Origin of the sequence: Streptomyces spiroverticillatus, from assembly GCA_014650415.1 — a bacterium.
Classification (GTDB): Bacteria; Actinomycetota; Actinomycetes; order Streptomycetales; family Streptomycetaceae; genus Streptomyces; species Streptomyces spiroverticillatus.
Map to the genome: position 1 here is coordinate 769517 of BMUX01000001.1, position 16513 is coordinate 786029.

A 16513-nucleotide genomic window follows, 5' to 3' on the forward strand; every position below is an offset into this window, starting at 1 on the left:
TTCGATCACCGAGGCCCCCGCCCTCTTCGCCACCCCCTGGTCAGGTCCCCCCGGGCACGGTCTGAAGCGCACCGGTATGTTCGTGGTGAGCTGATAAGACCAGGAGTAAGCCCTTTGTCCCATATAGAGCCCAACCCTCAGTCCGACGAGTCCCCGGAATCCGGTGTGGCAACCGGGTCCCGGAACTCCAGCCAGCCGCCGCCCGGCGACGACACCGCCTTCTTCGGCCAGCCGAAGGGTCTGATGACCCTGTCGGGCCTGGAGGTGTGGGAGCGGTTCTCGTTCCTGGGCATGCAGGCGATCCTCGTGCTCTACTTCGCGGCCAAAGTGGCCGACGGCGGCATGGGCATGGACCCGGGCAACGCGGCCTCGCTCGGCGCGGCCTACGGCACCCTCGTCTACCTGGTGTCGGTGGCCGGCGGCTGGCTCGCGGACCGGATCCTCGGCTCGTACCGGGCCGTCCTGTGGGGCGGCATCCTCATCGCCTGCGGCCACTACGCGATGGCCGTGCCCACGGACGCCTTCACCTGGATCGGCCTCGGCCTGATCAGCGCGGGCACCGGTCTGCTCAAGCCCAACGTCGCGAACATGGTCGGCAAGCTCTACAAGACCGCCGACGAGCGCCGGGACGCCGGATTCGCCCTGTACTACATGGGCATCAACATCGGCGCCTTCCTCGGCCCCCTGGTCACCGGCTGGCTCGCCGACCACAAGGGCTGGCACTGGGGCTTCTCGGCCGCCGCGCTCGGCATGACGCTGGGTCTGATCCAGTACGTCGCCGGGCGCCGCCACCTCGCGGGCCGCAAGGACCGCGCGGAGTTCGCGCTGCCGCCGGAGAAGATGCGCAGCACCGTACGGATGATCGTGCTCGGCCTGGTCGCGGTGGCGGCGGTCTGCACGGTGCTCGCGCTGGCCGGCTGGCTGACGATGTCGCGCTTCGTGGACGTTCTCACGCTGATCTCGGTGATCGCGCCGGTGGTCTACTTCGCGGTGATGTTCCGCAGCCCCCGGGTGACGAGCGAGGAGAAGGGCAGGCTGCGGCCGTACGTCGTCCTCTTCCTGGCCTCCGTCGCCTTCAACTTCATCCTGTTCCAGGCGTACTCGACGATGATGCTGCTCGCCGCGTCGAACACGCAGACGCACATCCTCGGCTTCGACTTCCCGGTCAGCTGGTACGCGTCCGCGCTGGGCGCCTTCGAGGTGGCGCTCGCCCCCGTGGTCGCCGCCGTGTGGGTACGGATGGGCAAGCGGCAGCCGCACGCCTCCAACAAGATCGCCATCGGCGTGATCCTGGGCGGCCTCTCCTTCCTGCTGATGGTGCTGCCCACCTCCGGGCACGCCACGGACACGTACAAGATGGCCGCCTGGTGGATCGTCGGCTCGTACCTGCTGCTCGGGCTCGGCGACATCCTGCTCCAGACGTCCGGCATGTCCGCCACCACCAAGCTGGCGCCGAAGGCCTTCGCCAGCCAGACGATGGCGCTCTGGTTCCTCTCCCTCGCGCTCGCCAACGGCATCCAGGCGCAGACCGTGAAGCTGTACGGGCAGGTCTCGAACCCCGTGTACTTCGGCGTCAACGGCGCCATCGCGGTCGCCTGCGGCCTCGCGGTCGTCGCCGCGGCCCCGTGGCTCAAGCGCACCATGCACCCCGTTCACTGAGGTGACTTCCTGATGCAGATACGTACTGAATTCCCGTACGGCACGACCTGCGAGGACGTGACGATCCCGCTGGCCGACGGCACGCACCTGTACGCCCGGATCTGGCGGCCGGTGACGCAGGAGCCCGTACCGGCGCTCCTCGAATACCTCCCCTACCGGCTCAGCGACTGGACCGCGCCGCGCGACTGGCAGCGCCACCCCTGGTACGCGGGCCACGGGTACGCGTCCGTACGCGTGGACGTGCGCGGGCACGGCAACAGCGAGGGCCTGCCCGGCGACGAGTACGACGCGCAGGAGCTGAGCGACGGCGTCGAGGTCGTGAACTGGCTCGCCGAACAGCCCTGGTGCACGGGCAAGGTCGGCATGTTCGGCATCTCCTGGGGCGGCTTCAACTCCCTCCAGATCGCCGCCCTCGCCCCCGAGCCGTTGAAGGCGATCGTCACCGTCTGCTCCGCCGACGACCGCTACGACAACGACGTGCACTACATGGGCGGCTCCGTCCTCGCCGTGGACATGCACGCGTGGGCGGCCACCATGCTCGCCTTCGTCTGCCGCCCGCCGGACCCGGCGCAGGTCGGGGACGTCTGGAAGGACATGTGGCTGAAGCGCCTCGACGCCGTCGACCCCTTCATCCACACCTGGCTGGACCACCAGACCCGCGACGACTACTGGAAGCACGGCAGCGTCTGCGAGGACTACTCCGCGATCGACGCGGCGGTGCTCGCGGTGGGCGGCTGGCACGACCCGTACCGCGACACGGTCCTGCGCCTGGTGGAACACCTGGACCCGTCCCGCGTACGAGGACTGATCGGCCCGTGGTCGCACCAGTACCCCGACCGGGGCCTGCCGCCGGGCCCTGCGATCGGCTTCCTCCAGGAGACCCTGCGCTGGTGGGACCAGCACCTCAAGGGCGAGGACACGGGGGTGATGGCTGAACCGCTCCTCCGCTCCTGGATCAGCGAATCGCACCCGCCCGCGACGACGTACCCCTCGCTCCCGGGCCGCTGGGTGGGCGACACCGCCTGGCCGTCCCCCCTGGTCACACCCACCTCCTACGGTCTCCAGGGCCCGCCCGTGGTGGTCGACTCCCCCATGCACACGGGCCTGGACGCCGGCCGCTTCTTCCCCTTCGGCAACGACTCCGACCTGCCGCCGGACCAGCGCGACGAGGACGCCAAGTCGGCGAGCTTCGACTTCCCCGTCACGGACGCGCCGATCGAGATCCTGGGCCGGGCGAAGGTGCGCCTGCGCCTGACCATGGACGTGCCGCAGGGCCAGGCGATCGCCCGCGTCTGCGACGTGGCCCCCGACGGCTCCTCGACCCTGGTCACCCGGGGCGTCCTCAACCTCTCCGCCCGCAACGGCCGCGACCGCGCGGATGCGTGGCAGCCGGGCGCGACGGAGGAGGTGACCTTCGAGCTGAACGGCATCGGCCACACCTTCCCGCCCGGCCACCGCGTCCGTCTCTCGGTCTCCTCCGCCTACTGGCCGTGGATCTGGCCGCAGGCCGGCTCGGCGGGCTTCGTCCTGGACCCGGCGGGCTCGTCACTGGAACTTCCGGTGCGCACCCACACGGAACACCCGGAGATCCGCTTCGAGGCCCCGGAGCAGTCGCCCCCGTTGAACGTGGAATTCCCGGCCAACCCGGACGAACGCCCGGAACGTCTGGTCGTACGGGACGTGGCCAAGGGCGAGTGGAAGCTGGAGGTCGACCCGCGCTACGGCGGTACGCGCATCTACCCCGACGGCCTCGAATTCACCGAGGACGCCCTGGAGACGTACACCATCAACGAGAAGGACCCCCTCTCGGCGCACACCCGCTCCGACTGGACGATCCGCCTGCGCCGCCCGGACCTGGCGTGGGACACGGAGGTGGTCACCCGCTCCGAGATCACCTGCGACGCCTCCGACTTCCTGACCTCCAGCGAGGTGACCTGCAAGGAGGGCGGCGAGGTCGTCTTCCACAGGGTGTGGGAACGCCGCATCCCCCGCACGGCGGGCTAACTCCGGCCCTCGGGCACGGCCCCCGCGAGCAGTGCGGCGAGTTCTCCGACCCGCCGCACCAGCTCCGGGGGCTCGTGCACCTCGAAGGGGAAGCCGAACAGGCCGAGATACAGCGTGAGTTCGTCCAGCGAGTTCGAGCCCGCGTACAGGGTGCAGGACTGCCCGTCGAGGTCCTCCAGCACACCGACGGTGGTCGGCACCTCTGCCGCCGCCTCGGCGAGCGGCACGCGCAGGGTGACCCGGGCGCGGTGGCGGTAGACGGCGTTCGTCACCCCGTACGAGGTGCGGGCGGCCACCTGTTCGTCGGTCAGCTCGCGCGGGGTGAAGCGGGGGCCGGTGGGGATGCGGGTGGTGAGGCGGTCGAGGCGGAAGGTGCGCCAGTCGTCCCGGTCGAGGTCCCAGGCGACGAGGTACCAGCGGTGCCCGGCGTGCACCAGCCGGTGCGGTTCGGTGCGGCGCACCGAGCTCTCCCCGCCGTGCCCACGGTAGTCGAAGCGCAGCTGCTGATGCCCCCGGCAGGCGGCGGCGACGGCGGTGAGCTCATCGGGGTCGACGCCCGGGCCGCCGTCCGGGGCAAGGCTGACGGTCACCGCCTCCAGTGCACCGACGCGGTGCCGCAGCCGGGACGGCAGCACCTGCTGGAGCTTGGTCAGGGCGCTCAGCGCGTTCTCCTCGACGCCGGCCACGCCTCCCCCGACCGCCGTGCGCAGCCCGACCGCGACGGCCACGGCCTCGTCGTCGTCCAGCAGGAGGGGCGGCAGGTTCGCGCCCGCGCCGAGCCGGTAACCGGGGGCGCCGGGGGTGGCGTGGACGGGGTAGCCGAGGGTGCGCAGCTTGTCGATGTCGCGGCGCACGGTACGTACGTCGACATCGAGCCGCGCCGCGAGGTCGGACCCCGGCCAGTCCCGGGGCGTCTGGAGCAACGAGAGCAGCCTGAGCAGGCGTGCGGAAGTTTCCAACATGCCTGTGGAGTCTGCCAGTTGGCTAGGACGGAAGGTGTCCTAGCTGGTCGATACCTTGTCTTCATGAGCCGAAACGAGCAGGTCACCAGCCCCCTCATCAGCCCCTTCCGGATCGAGATCCCGCAGCACGAGATCGACGCGCTGCACGCGAAACTGGACGCCGCCCGGCTCCCCGCCCCCCTGCCGGGCGACGACTGGACCACGGGCGTGCCGACCGGCTGGCTGAGCGAGCTGGTCTCGTACTGGCGTGAGAAGTACGACTGGCGGGCGGCGGAGCAGGAGCTGAACGCCCACCCCCAGTTCCTGACCGAGATCGACGGCCAGCGCATCCACTTCCTGCACGTCCGCTCCCCCGAGCCGGACGCGCTGCCGCTGATCCTGACGCACGGCTGGCCCGGCTCGATCGTGGAATTCCTCGATGTCATTGACCCGTTGACGGACCCCCGCGCGCACGGCGGCGACCCGGCGGACGCCTTCCACCTGGTCATCCCCTCACTCCCCGGCTTCGGCTTCTCGGGCCCGGTCTCCGAGGGCGGCTGGGACTCGGCGCGGATCGCCGGGGCGTGGGCGGAACTGATGAACCGGCTCGGTTACGAGCGCTACGGCGCCCAGGGCGGCGACCTCGGGGCGGCGGTCTCCCCCGCGCTCGGCCGGGTGGCCCCGGACCGGGTGATCGGCGTGCACGTCAACGGCGACCCGGGTCCGATGCCGGAATTCCCCCTCCCGGACGAGGAGTTGGCGTCGCTCACCGACCTGGAGCGGGACCGGGTCGCCCGGATCGAGGCGTTCATGCAGGAGGAGTTCGGCTACATCGCGGTCCAGTCGACGCGACCGCAGGCGCTGGCGTACGGGCTGGTGGACTCCCCTGTGGGCCAACTCGCCTGGATCATGGACAAGTTCCGCGAGTGGACGCACCCGCGTGCGGCCCTCCCGGACACGGTCGTCGACCGCGACCGGCTCCTCACGAACGTGATGCTCTACTGGCTGACCGGCACGGCAGGCTCCGCCGCGTACGTGGGCTACGCGCAGCACCAGGCCTGGGGCGTCACCGTGGAGAACTCGGGCGTCCCGACGGGCGTCCTGACCCTCGCCCACGACGTGGGCATCCGCCGCTACGCGGAGCGCGAGAACACGGTGGTCCGCTGGACGGACATCGAGGACCGGGGCGGCCACTTCGCGGCCCTGGAGGAGCCGGCCCTGCTGACGCAGGACGTCCGAGAGTTCTTCCGCGACCTGCGCTGAGGATGCCGGGGGGGGGAGCGGTCGGCTCCCCCCGGGGCACCCCGGCTACCCCAGCCGGTCCACCCCCGCCGCCACCCTCCCCGACGCGTACTCCGTCCCGCACACGAACCGCATGACCGGCCCGAAGGACGCCGCCGCCGGCAGCCCCGTGAAGAAGAGGCCGGGGACGGAGGAGCCGTAGGCCGCGTCCAGGACCGGCGCGCCCCGGGACGTACGCAGCTCCGTACGCAGCCCGTCACCCAGGAAGCCCATGGCGGCGACGTCCGTCCGGTAGCCGGTGGCGGCCATGACGTGGTCGGCGCCCAGTTCGGCCGAGGGCCCCTCGCCGCCGCCGAGGGTGAGGACCGGCCGCCCGTCCTCCACCCGCACGCGCTCGATCCGCCGCCCGTCCGTCACCTGCACCCGCCCGGTGAACCTCTCCCGCAGCCACCACGCCCCGAGCGGCCCGAGCACCCGCCGCACCAGATAGTGCCGGGCCGGCGCGGGCAACGCCCGCACGTACGACGCGTGATACGTCAGCCCGTACAGCGACCAGGCCCGGCCGAACGGCGACTCCGGGCGCAGCCGCGGCTGCTGGTCCGGTGCGTCGCCGAAGTGGACCGCCCCGCGCCGCCGCGCCACGATCCGCACCGACTTCGCCCCCGCCTCCGCCATCAGCACCGCGTTCTCCAGCGCGGACTGTCCGGCGCCGACGACCAGCACGTCCTTGCCCGCGAAGACGGACAGGTCGCGGTGCTGGGCCGCGTGCGAGATCGGGCCGGTGGCGGAGGGCCCGTCGGGGGCGGCGGCCACCAGCTCCCTCGGCATCCGCGCCAGCCCGGACAGCCCGGTCGCCACGACCACCGCCCGCGCCCGGAACTGCTCCCCGGAGTCCAGCTTCACCGCGAAGTCGGACCCCGTCCGGTCGACGGAGACGACCTTCTCCCGCTCCAGTTCCGGAATCAGCCGCTCCGCGAACCACTGTCCGTACGCGGCGAAGTCCTCGACCGGCACGATGTCCCAGTCCGACTCGTACCGCCGCACCCCCGCCTCGGCGCAGAAGTCGATCAGGTCGTGCCCGGGCTGCGGCGCGTCGATGTTCGAGGCGGCGGGCGTCGACTTGAGCAGCATCCCGGCGGGCATGCGGGTGCGCCAGGCGACCATCGGGTCGCCGAAGACCCGCACCGGGATCCCGCGGGCCTTCAGGTGGGCGGCGGTGGACAGACCGTAGGGCCCGGCACCGATGACAACGACCGGAAGAATCACTGAAGTTCCCCTCCCCAGGGTGAAACACACCAGATGTATGCGCACGGGGGCGTCCCGCCATGCGCGCGAGCACCCGCCAGGCACGCGGGCACCCGCCGTACGTACGCGCGAGCACCCGCTATGCGCCGCCTCCCCGCCCCTTGCTCCGCGCCTCGTACGTCTCGTAGAGATGACGCACCCCCGGCCGCACCATCCGTCCCAGCATCGCGAACGCCGGCACGGGGTCGTCCGCCGCGAACCACGCCAGCTCCGTGGAGTCCGCCCGGGCGGGCGCGTGCGGAGTGGTGTAGCCGCTGCGGCGGTACGCGAGCAGGGCGGGCAGGTCGATGTTCTCGACCAGATAGCGGTGCCCGGCGCGCTGTTCCCCCTCCGGAACGGCGCGCCCGGTCAGGTCCAGGTGCTGTGCCCGTACGACGTCCACGCCCGACTCGCTCTCGAAGAGCCGGAACTGGGCGCCCATCCGGGGGTTGAAGTCGAGCAGCTTGTACTGCCCGTCGCGCCGGTCGAAGCGCAGATCGAGGTCCACGATGCCGCTGAACCCGATCCGCTTGACGAACTGCGCGGCGAGGCCCGCGAGTTCGGGGTTGTCGACCACGTACGCACAGGCCGTCATGCCCGCGTGCGGCGGCCAGGAGCGCACCTTGACCCCGGTGAACAGCGCCCGGGGTTCGCTGTGCGCGTCGAAGTAGGCGTGCACGATCCAGTCCTCGGCCTCCTCGCGCGGCAGGTACTCCTGGAGGATCACGCCGGGCGCGTCGCCCCATTCGCGGGCGAGCGCGAGGAGTTCGCGGGGTCCCGCTATGCGCGTAGTGCCTCGTACGGCGGGGCGGTGGCGGCGTACGAAAGCCTCCCGGTTCTTGGCGACCACCGGGAAGCGGGCCCGCTCGGCGAAGGCGACGACATCTGCGTACGAGGCCGGGAACGCGGCCTCCGGGGTCGCCACACCGTGCTCCGTGCACAGCTCGTGCAGGCCCTGCTTGCTGGCGAGCCGGCGGGGCAACTCGGCCTCGGTGCGCGGGAAGAGGAAGGCCGGGGCCAGCTCCTCCTGGTGCTCGGCGATGAGCACCGCCGCCTCTTCGTCCGTCGGTACGAGAACGGCCGGCCGGCCGATCAGGCGGCCGACCCGCAGCAGCCCCTCGACCAGGCGGCCGGGCTCCTCGGTGCCGGTGGTGGGCCAGACGTACGGCCTGCGCAGGTGGCGGGAGAGGGCGGCGGGCGTCCACCGGTCCTCGGTGATCGCGTACATGGGTATGCCGAGGCGGCCGAGGCTGCGGATCGCGCCGACGCCGCCGTGATGGAGTGGATAGTTTCCGAACTTCACGATCAGGGCCGGTACGTCCCGGTCCACCGTCGGCCCCGGCGCGCCGCGGCGGCGCCCCGTCGTACTGCCGCTCCCCACACGTCCCCCCTATGGACTTCCACGGGCCGGGACCCACCCTGCGCGAGGACCCCCTGGACCCCTGGAACTCCCGCCCGTGCCCCCAAGGAAGCTAAGCCGGAATTCCCGCCTCCACCCACGCCATTCAGGACATTACGAACTCTTTAGCCACTGCCGTCCCTGGCCTCCCCCACGTAACGTGTGTTCCAACGACCTGGAAAGCGAGGCAGCACCCCATGCCCGAGCAGTCCCCGCTCACGTCAGCGCTCGACGTCGCCGAAGGCGATCCCTTCGGCCCGCACAATCTCCCCTACGGCGTGTTCTCCACCGCGGACGCGCCGGAGCGCCGCCGCGTCGGTGTCCGTATCGGAAACCACGTGCTGGACGCGGGCGCCGCGGCACTCGCGCTCGGCTCCCCGTACGCCCAGCTCCTCGCCCAGCCCTCGCTGAACCCGCTGCTGGCGGCGGGCCGCACCGCCTGGCGCGACGTGCGGCGCGCGCTCACCGCGTGGGTCACGAGTCCGGCGCACCGCGAGGACATAGAGCCGCTGCTGCACCCGCTGGGCGCGGTGACCCTGCACCTTCCGTACGAGGTCGCCGACTACGTCGACTTCTACGCGAGCGAGCACCACGCGACGAACGTCGGCCGGATCTTCCGCCCGGACGGCGACGCGCTGACCCCCAACTGGAAGCACCTGCCGATCGGTTACCACGGCCGGTCCGGCACCGTTGTGGTCTCCGGGACGGACGTGGTACGCCCGTCGGGCCAGCGCAAGACCCCGGCGGACGCGGCCCCCGTCTTCGGCCCGTCGGTGAAGCTGGACATCGAGGCGGAGGTCGGCTTCGTCGTCGGCACGCCGTCGGAGCTGGGGAAGCCGGTCGGCCTCGCGGAGTTCCGCGACCACGTCTTCGGTCTCTCGCTGCTCAACGACTGGTCGGCGCGCGACCTCCAGGCCTGGGAGTACGTCCCGCTCGGCCCCTTCCTCGGGAAGTCCTTCGCGACGTCGGTCTCGGCGTGGGTGACTCCGCTGGAGGCCCTGGAGGAGGCGCGGGTGGCGCTGCCGGCGCGGGACGTGCCGGTACTCCCCTACCTGGACGACTCCGACGAGGAGGAGGCCGGCGGCCTCGACCTGCGGATTTCGTTCTCCATCAACGGTGTTGTCGTCTCCGAGCCGCCCTTCTCGACCATGTACTGGTCGGCGGCGCAGATGCTGGCGCACATGACGGTCAACGGGGCATCGCTGCGGACGGGCGACCTGTACGGGTCCGGAACCGTCAGCGGCGCGGAGACCGGCCAGCGGGGCTCCCTCCTGGAGCTGACCTGGAACGGCACCGAGCCCATCGAACTGCCCACCGGCAAGCGGACGTTCCTGGAGGACGGCGACGAGGTCACGCTCACGGCGTGGGCGCCGGGGCCGGACGGCACGAAGGTCGGCCTCGGCGAGGTGTCCGGGCGGATCGTGGGGCGGGGCTGAACGGGGTGCGGGAGGGGAATCCTGGTCCTGGGCACACCCCTCTTGCGGTCCTTGGAGGCTGACGCCGTGAACACACCCCCTCCCCGCCTCTCCCTCGCGGAGGAACTGCTCCTGCTCGGACTGCATCCGCAGCGGGGGTCCACCCGGCTCATGGGCAGTTACGTCGAGTACGGCGTCGCCGGCGCCGTACTCGCCGAACTCGCCCTGGCGGGCTGCGTCGTGGAGGAGCGGGGCCGGGTGCGGGTCCGCAACCCGATCCCGCCGGCGGGTCTCGACCCTGTCGCGGTGGAGGCGCTGGAGCGGCTGGCCGCCGTGCCGGGGAAGGGGCGCCGGGACGGGGTCCGCACCTCGCACTTCGTCCGGCGCTCCCGGCACACCGTCATGGGCCGCTGCCTGGACCGCCTCGTCGAACGGGGCGTGCTGCGCCGGGAGTCGAAGAAGGTCCTGGGCCTCTTCCCGGTCGTCCGCCACCCGGCGGCGGGCGAGGACTTCTCGCCGGTCCTCCGCCACCGCCTCGCCGTCGCCTCTGCCTCAGGCTTCCCCGACCCGCACGACCGCCTCCTGGGCGCGCTCCTGTACGCGACCGGGTTGGTTGCCCGCCACTTCCCGGGGCGGGAGGGCCGTGCGCTGCGGTCCCAGACCCGGGACTTCTGCCGCCAGGAGTGGACCGCGAGGGCCGTCCGCAAGGCGGTCCAGAGCGACCAGGCGGCCAGCAACGGGGGGTCCGGGGGCGGTTGACCCCGGACTCGCTCCGGTGGGGCCCTCCTGTGCCGCACCCGGCACCCCGGTTGCCTGCGGCGCCCGCCCCGGTCCCGCCCCTTCACCTAAACCCGCGGGGCTGAGTGGCGTCTGTGCGGGTGCGTCGTGGTCCCGGTCCCGTGCGGGTGCGTCGTGGCTGGTCGCGCAGTTCCCCGCGCCCCTGGATGGATGCCCTTCGGGCACCATCCCCCCGCCTGGCGGCGAAGCCGCCCCCCTCCCCTCTCCCCCGCCCCCTTGGGCGGCGGGGCCGCCCCCCGGGGGGCGGGACGGGCGGGCAAGGGGGCGGTACGCCCGATCCGGGCCCGCCCCGGTTCCGGCCCCTGCCCGCACGCCCGGTACCGGCCAGGCCCCGGCCGCCCCCGCTCAGTCCTCCGGCGGCGGCTCCATCGCCCAGTCCGGCTCCGGCTCCGCGTCCCAGTCCCACTCGGGTTCCGCCGAGCGGGCCGGAGCGGGGGCCTGGGCCGCAGCCACCGGAGCGGGGGCCGGGACCGGCAAGGCGGGTGCCGGAGTTCCACCCAGGCCCGCCAGGACCCCCAGCACCCCCTCCCCGAACGTCGCCAGCTTCTTCTCGCCGACCCCGCCGATCTCCCCCAGCTCCGCGAGCGACGAAGGCCTCCGCACCGCGATCTCCTGGAGCGTCGCGTTGTTGAAGACCACGTACGGCGGCATCCCCAACTCCTTCGCCTGCTCCGTCCGCCAAGACCGAAGGGCCTCGAAGACCGGGGCGGCGTCCGTCGGCAGGTCCGCCACCGCAGCAGCCGACTTGGCCTTCCTCTCGGACCGCTCGGCCCGCGCCACCGCCACCTTCTTCGGCTCCTTGCGCAGCCGCACCTCCCGCTCGCCGCCCAGGACCGAGCCGCTGGTCTCCGTCAGGACGAGCGTGCCGTACTCGCCCTCCACCGCCAGCAGCCCCTGCGCCAGCAACTGCCGCACCACACCACGCCATTCGGACTCGGCCAGGTCCTGGCCCACCCCGAACACCGACAGCTGGTCGTGGTCGAACTGGATGACCTTCGCCGTCTTCTTCCCGAGCAGGATGTCCACGATCTGCCCGGCCCCGAACTTCTGCCTGCGCTGCTGCTTGAGCCGCCACACCGTGGACAGCACCTTCTGCGCGGGCACCGTCCCGTCGAGGGTCTCCGGCGGGGTCAGGCAGTTGTCGCAGTTGCCGCACTTCTCCGGCGCGCCCTCCTGCCCGAAGTAGGCGAGGAGCTGGCCGCGCCGGCAGTCCGCCGTCTCGCAGAGCGCCAGCATCGCGTCCAGATGGGAGGCGGCCCGGCGGCGGAACGCCTCGTCGCCCTCGCCGCTCTGGATCATCTTCCGCTGCTGGACGACGTCCTGGAGTCCGTACGCCATCCACGCCGTGGACGGGGCCCCGTCACGGCCCGCACGACCGGTCTCCTGGTAGTAGCCCTCGACCGACTTCGGCAGGTCCAGGTGCGCGACGAAGCGCACGTCCGGCTTGTCGATACCCATGCCGAAGGCGATGGTCGCCACGACCACCAGGCCCTCCTCGCGCAGGAAGCGGGCCTGGTTGCGGGCGCGCGTGCCCCCGTCCAGCCCCGCGTGGTACGGGACCGCTTCGATGCCCTGCTTGCAGAGGAAGTCCGCCGTCGCCTCCACCGACTTCCGCGACAGGCAGTAGACGATGCCCGCGTCCCCCGCGTGCTCCTCGCGGAGGAAGGACAGGAGCTGCTTCTTCGGGTCGACCTTCGGGACGATCCGGTACTGGATGTTCGGCCGGTCGAAGCTCGCCACGAAGTGCTTCGCGTTCGGCATGCCGAGGCGGGCGGTGATCTCCTTGTGGGTCGCCGCCGTCGCCGTCGCCGTCAGCGCGATGCGCGGTACGTCCGGCCAGCGCTCGCCCAGGACCGACAGGGCCAGGTAGTCGGGCCGGAAGTCGTGGCCCCAGGAGGCCACACAGTGCGCCTCGTCGATCGCGAAGACGGAGATCTTGCCCCGGGACAGCAGCGAGAGCGTCGAGTCCAGGCGCAGCCGCTCCGGCGCCAGGTAGATCACGTCCAGCTCGCCCGCCAGGAACTCCGCCTCGACCGTGCGCCGCTCGTCGAAGTCCTGGGTCGAGTTCATGAACCCGGCCTTCACGCCGAGTGCCCGCAGCGCGTCGACCTGGTCCTGCATCAGGGCGATCAGCGGCGAGATCACCACGCCCGTGCCCGGCCTGACCAGGGAGGGGATCTGGTAGCAGAGGGACTTTCCGCCGCCGGTCGGCATGAGGACGACCGCGTCTCCGCCGCCCACCACCTGGTCGATGATCGCCGCCTGCTCGCCCCGGAACGCGTCGTACCCGAAGATCCGGTGGAGCGTGCGCAGCGCGTCACTCTCCGCGATCTCCGGTGCCGACTGCGTCCCGTCCGTGCCGTCCACGTCCACCATCCCGCTCGCCCCACTCATCACGTTCATCGCACCGTTCCCCCATTTCCGTATCGCCACCTCCCACCACGGTAGGGGCACGCACTGACAACCGGGACCAAAAGCCGCCGCCCGGCACCCCTCGAAGGGATGCCGGGCGGCGGTCACGGACCGTAACAGCGGTTACCTGACGAAGATGCCCGCCTGGTTGGCCAGGTCGAGGAAGTACTGCGGGGCGACGCCGAGCACCAGCGTCACCGCCACACCCACTCCGATCGCGGTCGTCGTCAGCACCGAGGGCACGGCGACCGTGGGGCCGTCCGCCTTCGGTTCGCTGAAGAACATCAGGACGATGACCCGGATGTAGAAGAAGGCGGCGACCGCCGAGGACAGCACACCCACCACGACCAGGACGCCCGCGCCGCCTTCCGCCGCCGCCTTGAAGACCGCGAACTTGCCCGCGAACCCGGAGGTCAGCGGAATGCCCGCGAAGGCGAGGAGGAACACCGCGAAGACGGCCGCGACCAGCGGGGAGCGCCGGCCCAGGCCCGCCCACTTCGACAGGTGCGTCGCCTCGCCGCCCGCGTCGCGCACCAGCGTGACCACGGCGAACGCGCCGATCGTCACGAAGGAGTAGGCGAGCAGGTAGAAGAGGACCGACGAGATGCCGTCGGGGGTGGCCGCGATGACACCGGCGAGGATGAACCCGCCGTGCGCGATCGAGGAGTATGCGAGGAGCCGCTTGATGTCGGTCTGGGTGATCGCGACGATCGCACCGCCCAGCATGGTGACGATGGCGACGCCCCACATCACCGGCCGCCAGTCCCAGGTGAGGCCCGGGAGGACCACGTACAGGAGACGGAGCAGCGCACCGAAGGCGGCGACCTTGGTGGCGGCGGCCATGAAGCCGGTGACCGGGGTCGGGGCGCCCTGGTAGACGTCCGGGGTCCACATGTGGAACGGGACCGCGCCGACCTTGAAGAGCAGGCCCATCAGGATCAGCGCCATGCCGATGAGCAGCAGCGCGTCGTTGCCCATGGTCCCGGCGAGCGCCGGGGAGATCTGCTGGGTCGTGCCGTCGACCACGTCGGCGATCTTCGCGTACGAGACGGAACCGGCGTACCCGTAGATCAGCGCGATGCCGAACAGCAGGAACGCCGAGGAGAACGCGCCGAGCAGGAAGTACTTCACGGCCGCCTCCTGCGACATCAGCCGCTTGCGGCGGGCGACGGCGCACAGGAGGTAGAGCGGGAGCGAGAAGACTTCCAGCGCGATGAACAGCGTCAGCAGGTCGTTGGCCGCCGGGAAGGCGAGCAGACCGGCGATCGCGAACAGGGCGAGCGGGAAGACCTCGGTGGTGGTGAAGCCCGCCTTGACCGCGGCCTTCTCGGCGTCGCTGCCGGGCACGGCCGCCGCGTCCGCCGCGAAGGAGTCCACGCGGTTGCCGTGCGCCTCCGGGTCGAGCTTGCGCTCGGCGAAGGTGAAGACGGCCACCAGCGAGGCCAGCAGGATCGTGCCCTGGAGGAACAGTGCCGGGCCGTCGACCGCGATCGCGCCCATGGCCGCGATGTGCGCCTTGGTGGTGCCGAACCCGCTGGCCGCGAGCCCGACGATGGCCGCGAACGCGGCGGCGATGGCCACCACGGACAGGAACAGCTGGGCGTAGTAGCGGCCCTTGCGCGGGACGAACGCCTCGACCAGCACCGCAAGGACCGCGGCACCGACAATGATCAGGATCGGCGAGAGCTGGGCGTACTCGATGGTCGGGGCCTGGAACTTCAGCCCGCCGCCGGGAGGAGTGTCCGCCGCCAGAGTCGTCCACAGGCTGTGGACGGATACGGTGCTCACTTCGCGGCCTCCACTTCAGGCTTGGGGTCCTGCTTGTTCACGTCGTGCATGGTGTGGGTGACCGCCGGGTTGACGATGTCGGTCAGCGGCTTCGGGAAGACGCCGAGCCCGATCAGCAGCACGATCAGCGGGACCACCACGGTCAGCTCGCGGGCCTTGAGGTCCTTCATCCCGCTGACCTCGGCCTTCACCGGGCCGGTCATCGTGCGCTGGTAGAGCACGAGGACGTACAGCGCGGCGAGGACGATGCCGGAGGTCGCGATGATGCCGACCACCGGGTACGCGGCGAACACGCCGACCAGGACCAGGAATTCACTGACGAACGGCGCGAGCCCCGGCAGCGACAGCGTCGCCAGGCCGCCGATCAGGAAGGTGCCGGCGAGCACCGGGGCCACCTTCTGCACCCCGCCGTAGTCCGCGATGAGCCGCGAGCCGCGCCGGGAGATCAGGAAGCCCGCGACCAGCATCAGCGCGGCGGTCGAGATGCCGTGGTTGACCATGTACAGCGTCGCGCCGGACTGGCCCTGGCTGGTCATCGCGAAGATGCCGAGGATGATGAAGCCGAAGTGCGAGATGGACGCGTACGCCACCAGGCGCTTGATGTCGCGCTGGCCGACGGCGAGCAGCGCCCCGTACACGATGCTGATCAGTGCGAGGACGAGGATCGCGGGCGTCGCCCACTTGCTGGCCTCCGGAAAGAGCTGGAGGCAGAAGCGCAGCATCGCGAAGGTGCCGACCTTGTCGACGACCGCGGTGATGAGGACGGCGACCGGTGCGGTGGCCTCCCCCATCGCGTTCGGCAGCCAGGTGTGCAGCGGCCACAGCGGGGCCTTCACCGCGAAGGCGAAGAAGAAGCCGAGGAAGAGGAGGCGTTCGACGTTGGTCGACATCTCCAGGCCGCCGTTGGCGCGGAGCTCCGCGATCTCCGAGAGGGAGAAGGTGCCGGTGACCGTGTAGAGGCCGATCACCGCGGCGAGCATGATGAGCCCGCCGACCAGGTTGTAGAGCAGGAACTTCACGGCCGCGTAAGACCGTTGGGTCGCCGCCGCCTCGTCCGTGCCGCTGTGGGCGCGGTCGCCGAAGCCGCCGATGAGGAAGTACATCGGGATGAGCATGGCTTCGAAGAAGATGTAGAAGAGGAAGACGTCGGTGGCCTCGAAGGAGATGATCACCATCGCCTCGACCATCAGGATCAGCGCGAAGAAGCCCTGGGTGGGCCGCCACCGCTTGTTGTCCTTGGTTTCGAGGGGGTCGGCGTCCTTCCAGCCGGCGACGATCACGAACGGGATCAGCAGCGCGGTCAGCGCGATGAGCGCGACCCCGATGCCGTCGACGCCCAGTTCGTAGTGGACGCCGAAGTCCTTGATCCAGGTGTGGGACTCGGTGAGCTGGTACCGGTCGCCGTTGGGCTCGAACCGTACGAGCACGACGGCGGCCAGCACCAGCGTGCCGAGCGAGAACAGCAGCGCCAGCCACTTGGCGGCCGTGCGACGGGCGGCCGGCACGGCGGCGGTGAGGATGGCACCGGCCGCCGGGAGGACCGCCGTCGCGGTGAGCAGGGGAAAGGACAT

General features: G+C 71.4%; 11 protein-coding genes. 5 read left to right on the forward strand and 6 right to left on the reverse strand.

The genetic code is table 11. The features are described 5' to 3' along the window. Positions 1-165 precede the first annotated feature (165 nt). Both IE269_RS03575 and IE269_RS03580 read left to right on the forward strand, forming a co-directional pair. Positions 166-1659 carry a peptide MFS transporter gene (locus tag IE269_RS03575; protein ID WP_189821166.1) on the forward strand — a complete coding sequence of 498 codons (1494 nt, stop codon included), beginning with the start codon at positions 166-168 and terminating at the stop codon, positions 1657-1659. A gap of 12 nt (positions 1660-1671) precedes the next feature. Further along, positions 1672-3663 (forward strand): CocE/NonD family hydrolase, encoded by a 1992-nt coding sequence (locus IE269_RS03580; protein WP_189821167.1) that lies wholly within the window; start codon positions 1672-1674, stop codon positions 3661-3663. Here the strand turns inward: IE269_RS03580 and IE269_RS03585 are convergent. Next, positions 3660-4625, reverse strand: a complete 966-nt coding sequence (locus IE269_RS03585; protein ID WP_189821168.1) for a helix-turn-helix transcriptional regulator — start codon at positions 4623-4625, stop codon at positions 3660-3662. The genes IE269_RS03580 and IE269_RS03585 overlap by 4 nt on opposite strands. 63 nt (positions 4626-4688) lie before the next feature. Here IE269_RS03585 and IE269_RS03590 point away from each other — a divergent pair, with 63 nt between their 5' ends. Next, complete coding sequence (locus IE269_RS03590; protein ID WP_189821169.1) at positions 4689-5867, forward strand: epoxide hydrolase family protein; 1179 nt, start codon at positions 4689-4691, stop codon at positions 5865-5867. 45 nt (positions 5868-5912) lie between these two features. Here the strand turns inward: IE269_RS03590 and IE269_RS03595 are convergent, their stop codons facing one another. After that, positions 5913-7112, reverse strand: a complete 1200-nt coding sequence (locus IE269_RS03595; protein WP_189821170.1) for an NAD(P)-binding domain-containing protein — start codon at positions 7110-7112, stop codon at positions 5913-5915. A gap of 118 nt (positions 7113-7230) precedes the next feature. Beyond that, the gene (locus tag IE269_RS03600; protein WP_229897428.1) at positions 7231-8511 is read right to left on the reverse strand and encodes a carboxylate--amine ligase; all 1281 of its coding nucleotides are present in this window, start codon (positions 8509-8511) and stop codon (positions 7231-7233) included. A gap of 215 nt (positions 8512-8726) precedes the next feature. On the opposite strand from IE269_RS03600, the gene fahA reads away from it, so the two are divergent. Both fahA and IE269_RS03610 read left to right on the forward strand, forming a co-directional pair. Then, a complete protein-coding gene (gene fahA, locus IE269_RS03605) occupies positions 8727-9965 on the forward strand; it encodes a fumarylacetoacetase (protein WP_189821171.1) in 1239 nt (412 codons plus the stop codon). Positions 9966-10031: 66 nt separating this feature from the next. Continuing rightward, a complete protein-coding gene (locus IE269_RS03610; RefSeq protein ID WP_189821172.1) occupies positions 10032-10703 on the forward strand; it encodes a GOLPH3/VPS74 family protein in 672 nt (223 codons plus the stop codon). A 384-nt stretch (positions 10704-11087) separates the two neighbouring features. On the opposite strand, the gene recQ is transcribed toward IE269_RS03610, so the two are convergent. The 3 genes from recQ to IE269_RS03625 all read right to left on the reverse strand — a co-directional run bounded on the left by recQ (position 11088) and on the right by IE269_RS03625 (position 16513). Then, positions 11088-13118, reverse strand: coding sequence for a DNA helicase RecQ (gene recQ / locus IE269_RS03615; protein WP_229897471.1), 2031 nt, complete (start codon positions 13116-13118; stop codon positions 11088-11090). Positions 13119-13277: 159 nt separating this feature from the next. Continuing rightward, positions 13278-14942, reverse strand: coding sequence for an NADH-quinone oxidoreductase subunit NuoN (gene nuoN, locus IE269_RS03620; protein ID WP_189821173.1), 1665 nt, complete (start codon positions 14940-14942; stop codon positions 13278-13280). Next, entirely contained in the window at positions 14939-16513 is a 1575-nt protein-coding gene (locus tag IE269_RS03625) for an NADH-quinone oxidoreductase subunit M (protein WP_189821174.1), read from the reverse strand. Before IE269_RS03625 ends, nuoN begins: the two co-directional genes overlap by 4 nt.

Excerpts from the sequence above, each read along its gene's own strand:
- IE269_RS03585 (WP_189821168.1), bottom strand. The coding sequence starts at position 4,625 with ATGTTGGAAACTTCCGCACGCCTGCTCAGGCTGCTCTCGTTGCTCCAG.
- IE269_RS03625 (WP_189821174.1), bottom strand. The coding sequence starts at position 16,513 with ATGTCCTTTCCCCTGCTCACCGCGACGGCGGTCCTCCCGGCGGCCGGT.
- IE269_RS03580 (WP_189821167.1), top strand. The coding sequence starts at position 1,672 with ATGCAGATACGTACTGAATTCCCGTACGGCACGACCTGCGAGGACGTG.
- recQ (WP_229897471.1), bottom strand. The coding sequence starts at position 13,118 with ATGGTGGACGTGGACGGCACGGACGGGACGCAGTCGGCACCGGAGATC.
- fahA (WP_189821171.1), top strand. The coding sequence starts at position 8,727 with ATGCCCGAGCAGTCCCCGCTCACGTCAGCGCTCGACGTCGCCGAAGGC.
- IE269_RS03590 (WP_189821169.1), top strand. The coding sequence starts at position 4,689 with ATGAGCCGAAACGAGCAGGTCACCAGCCCCCTCATCAGCCCCTTCCGG.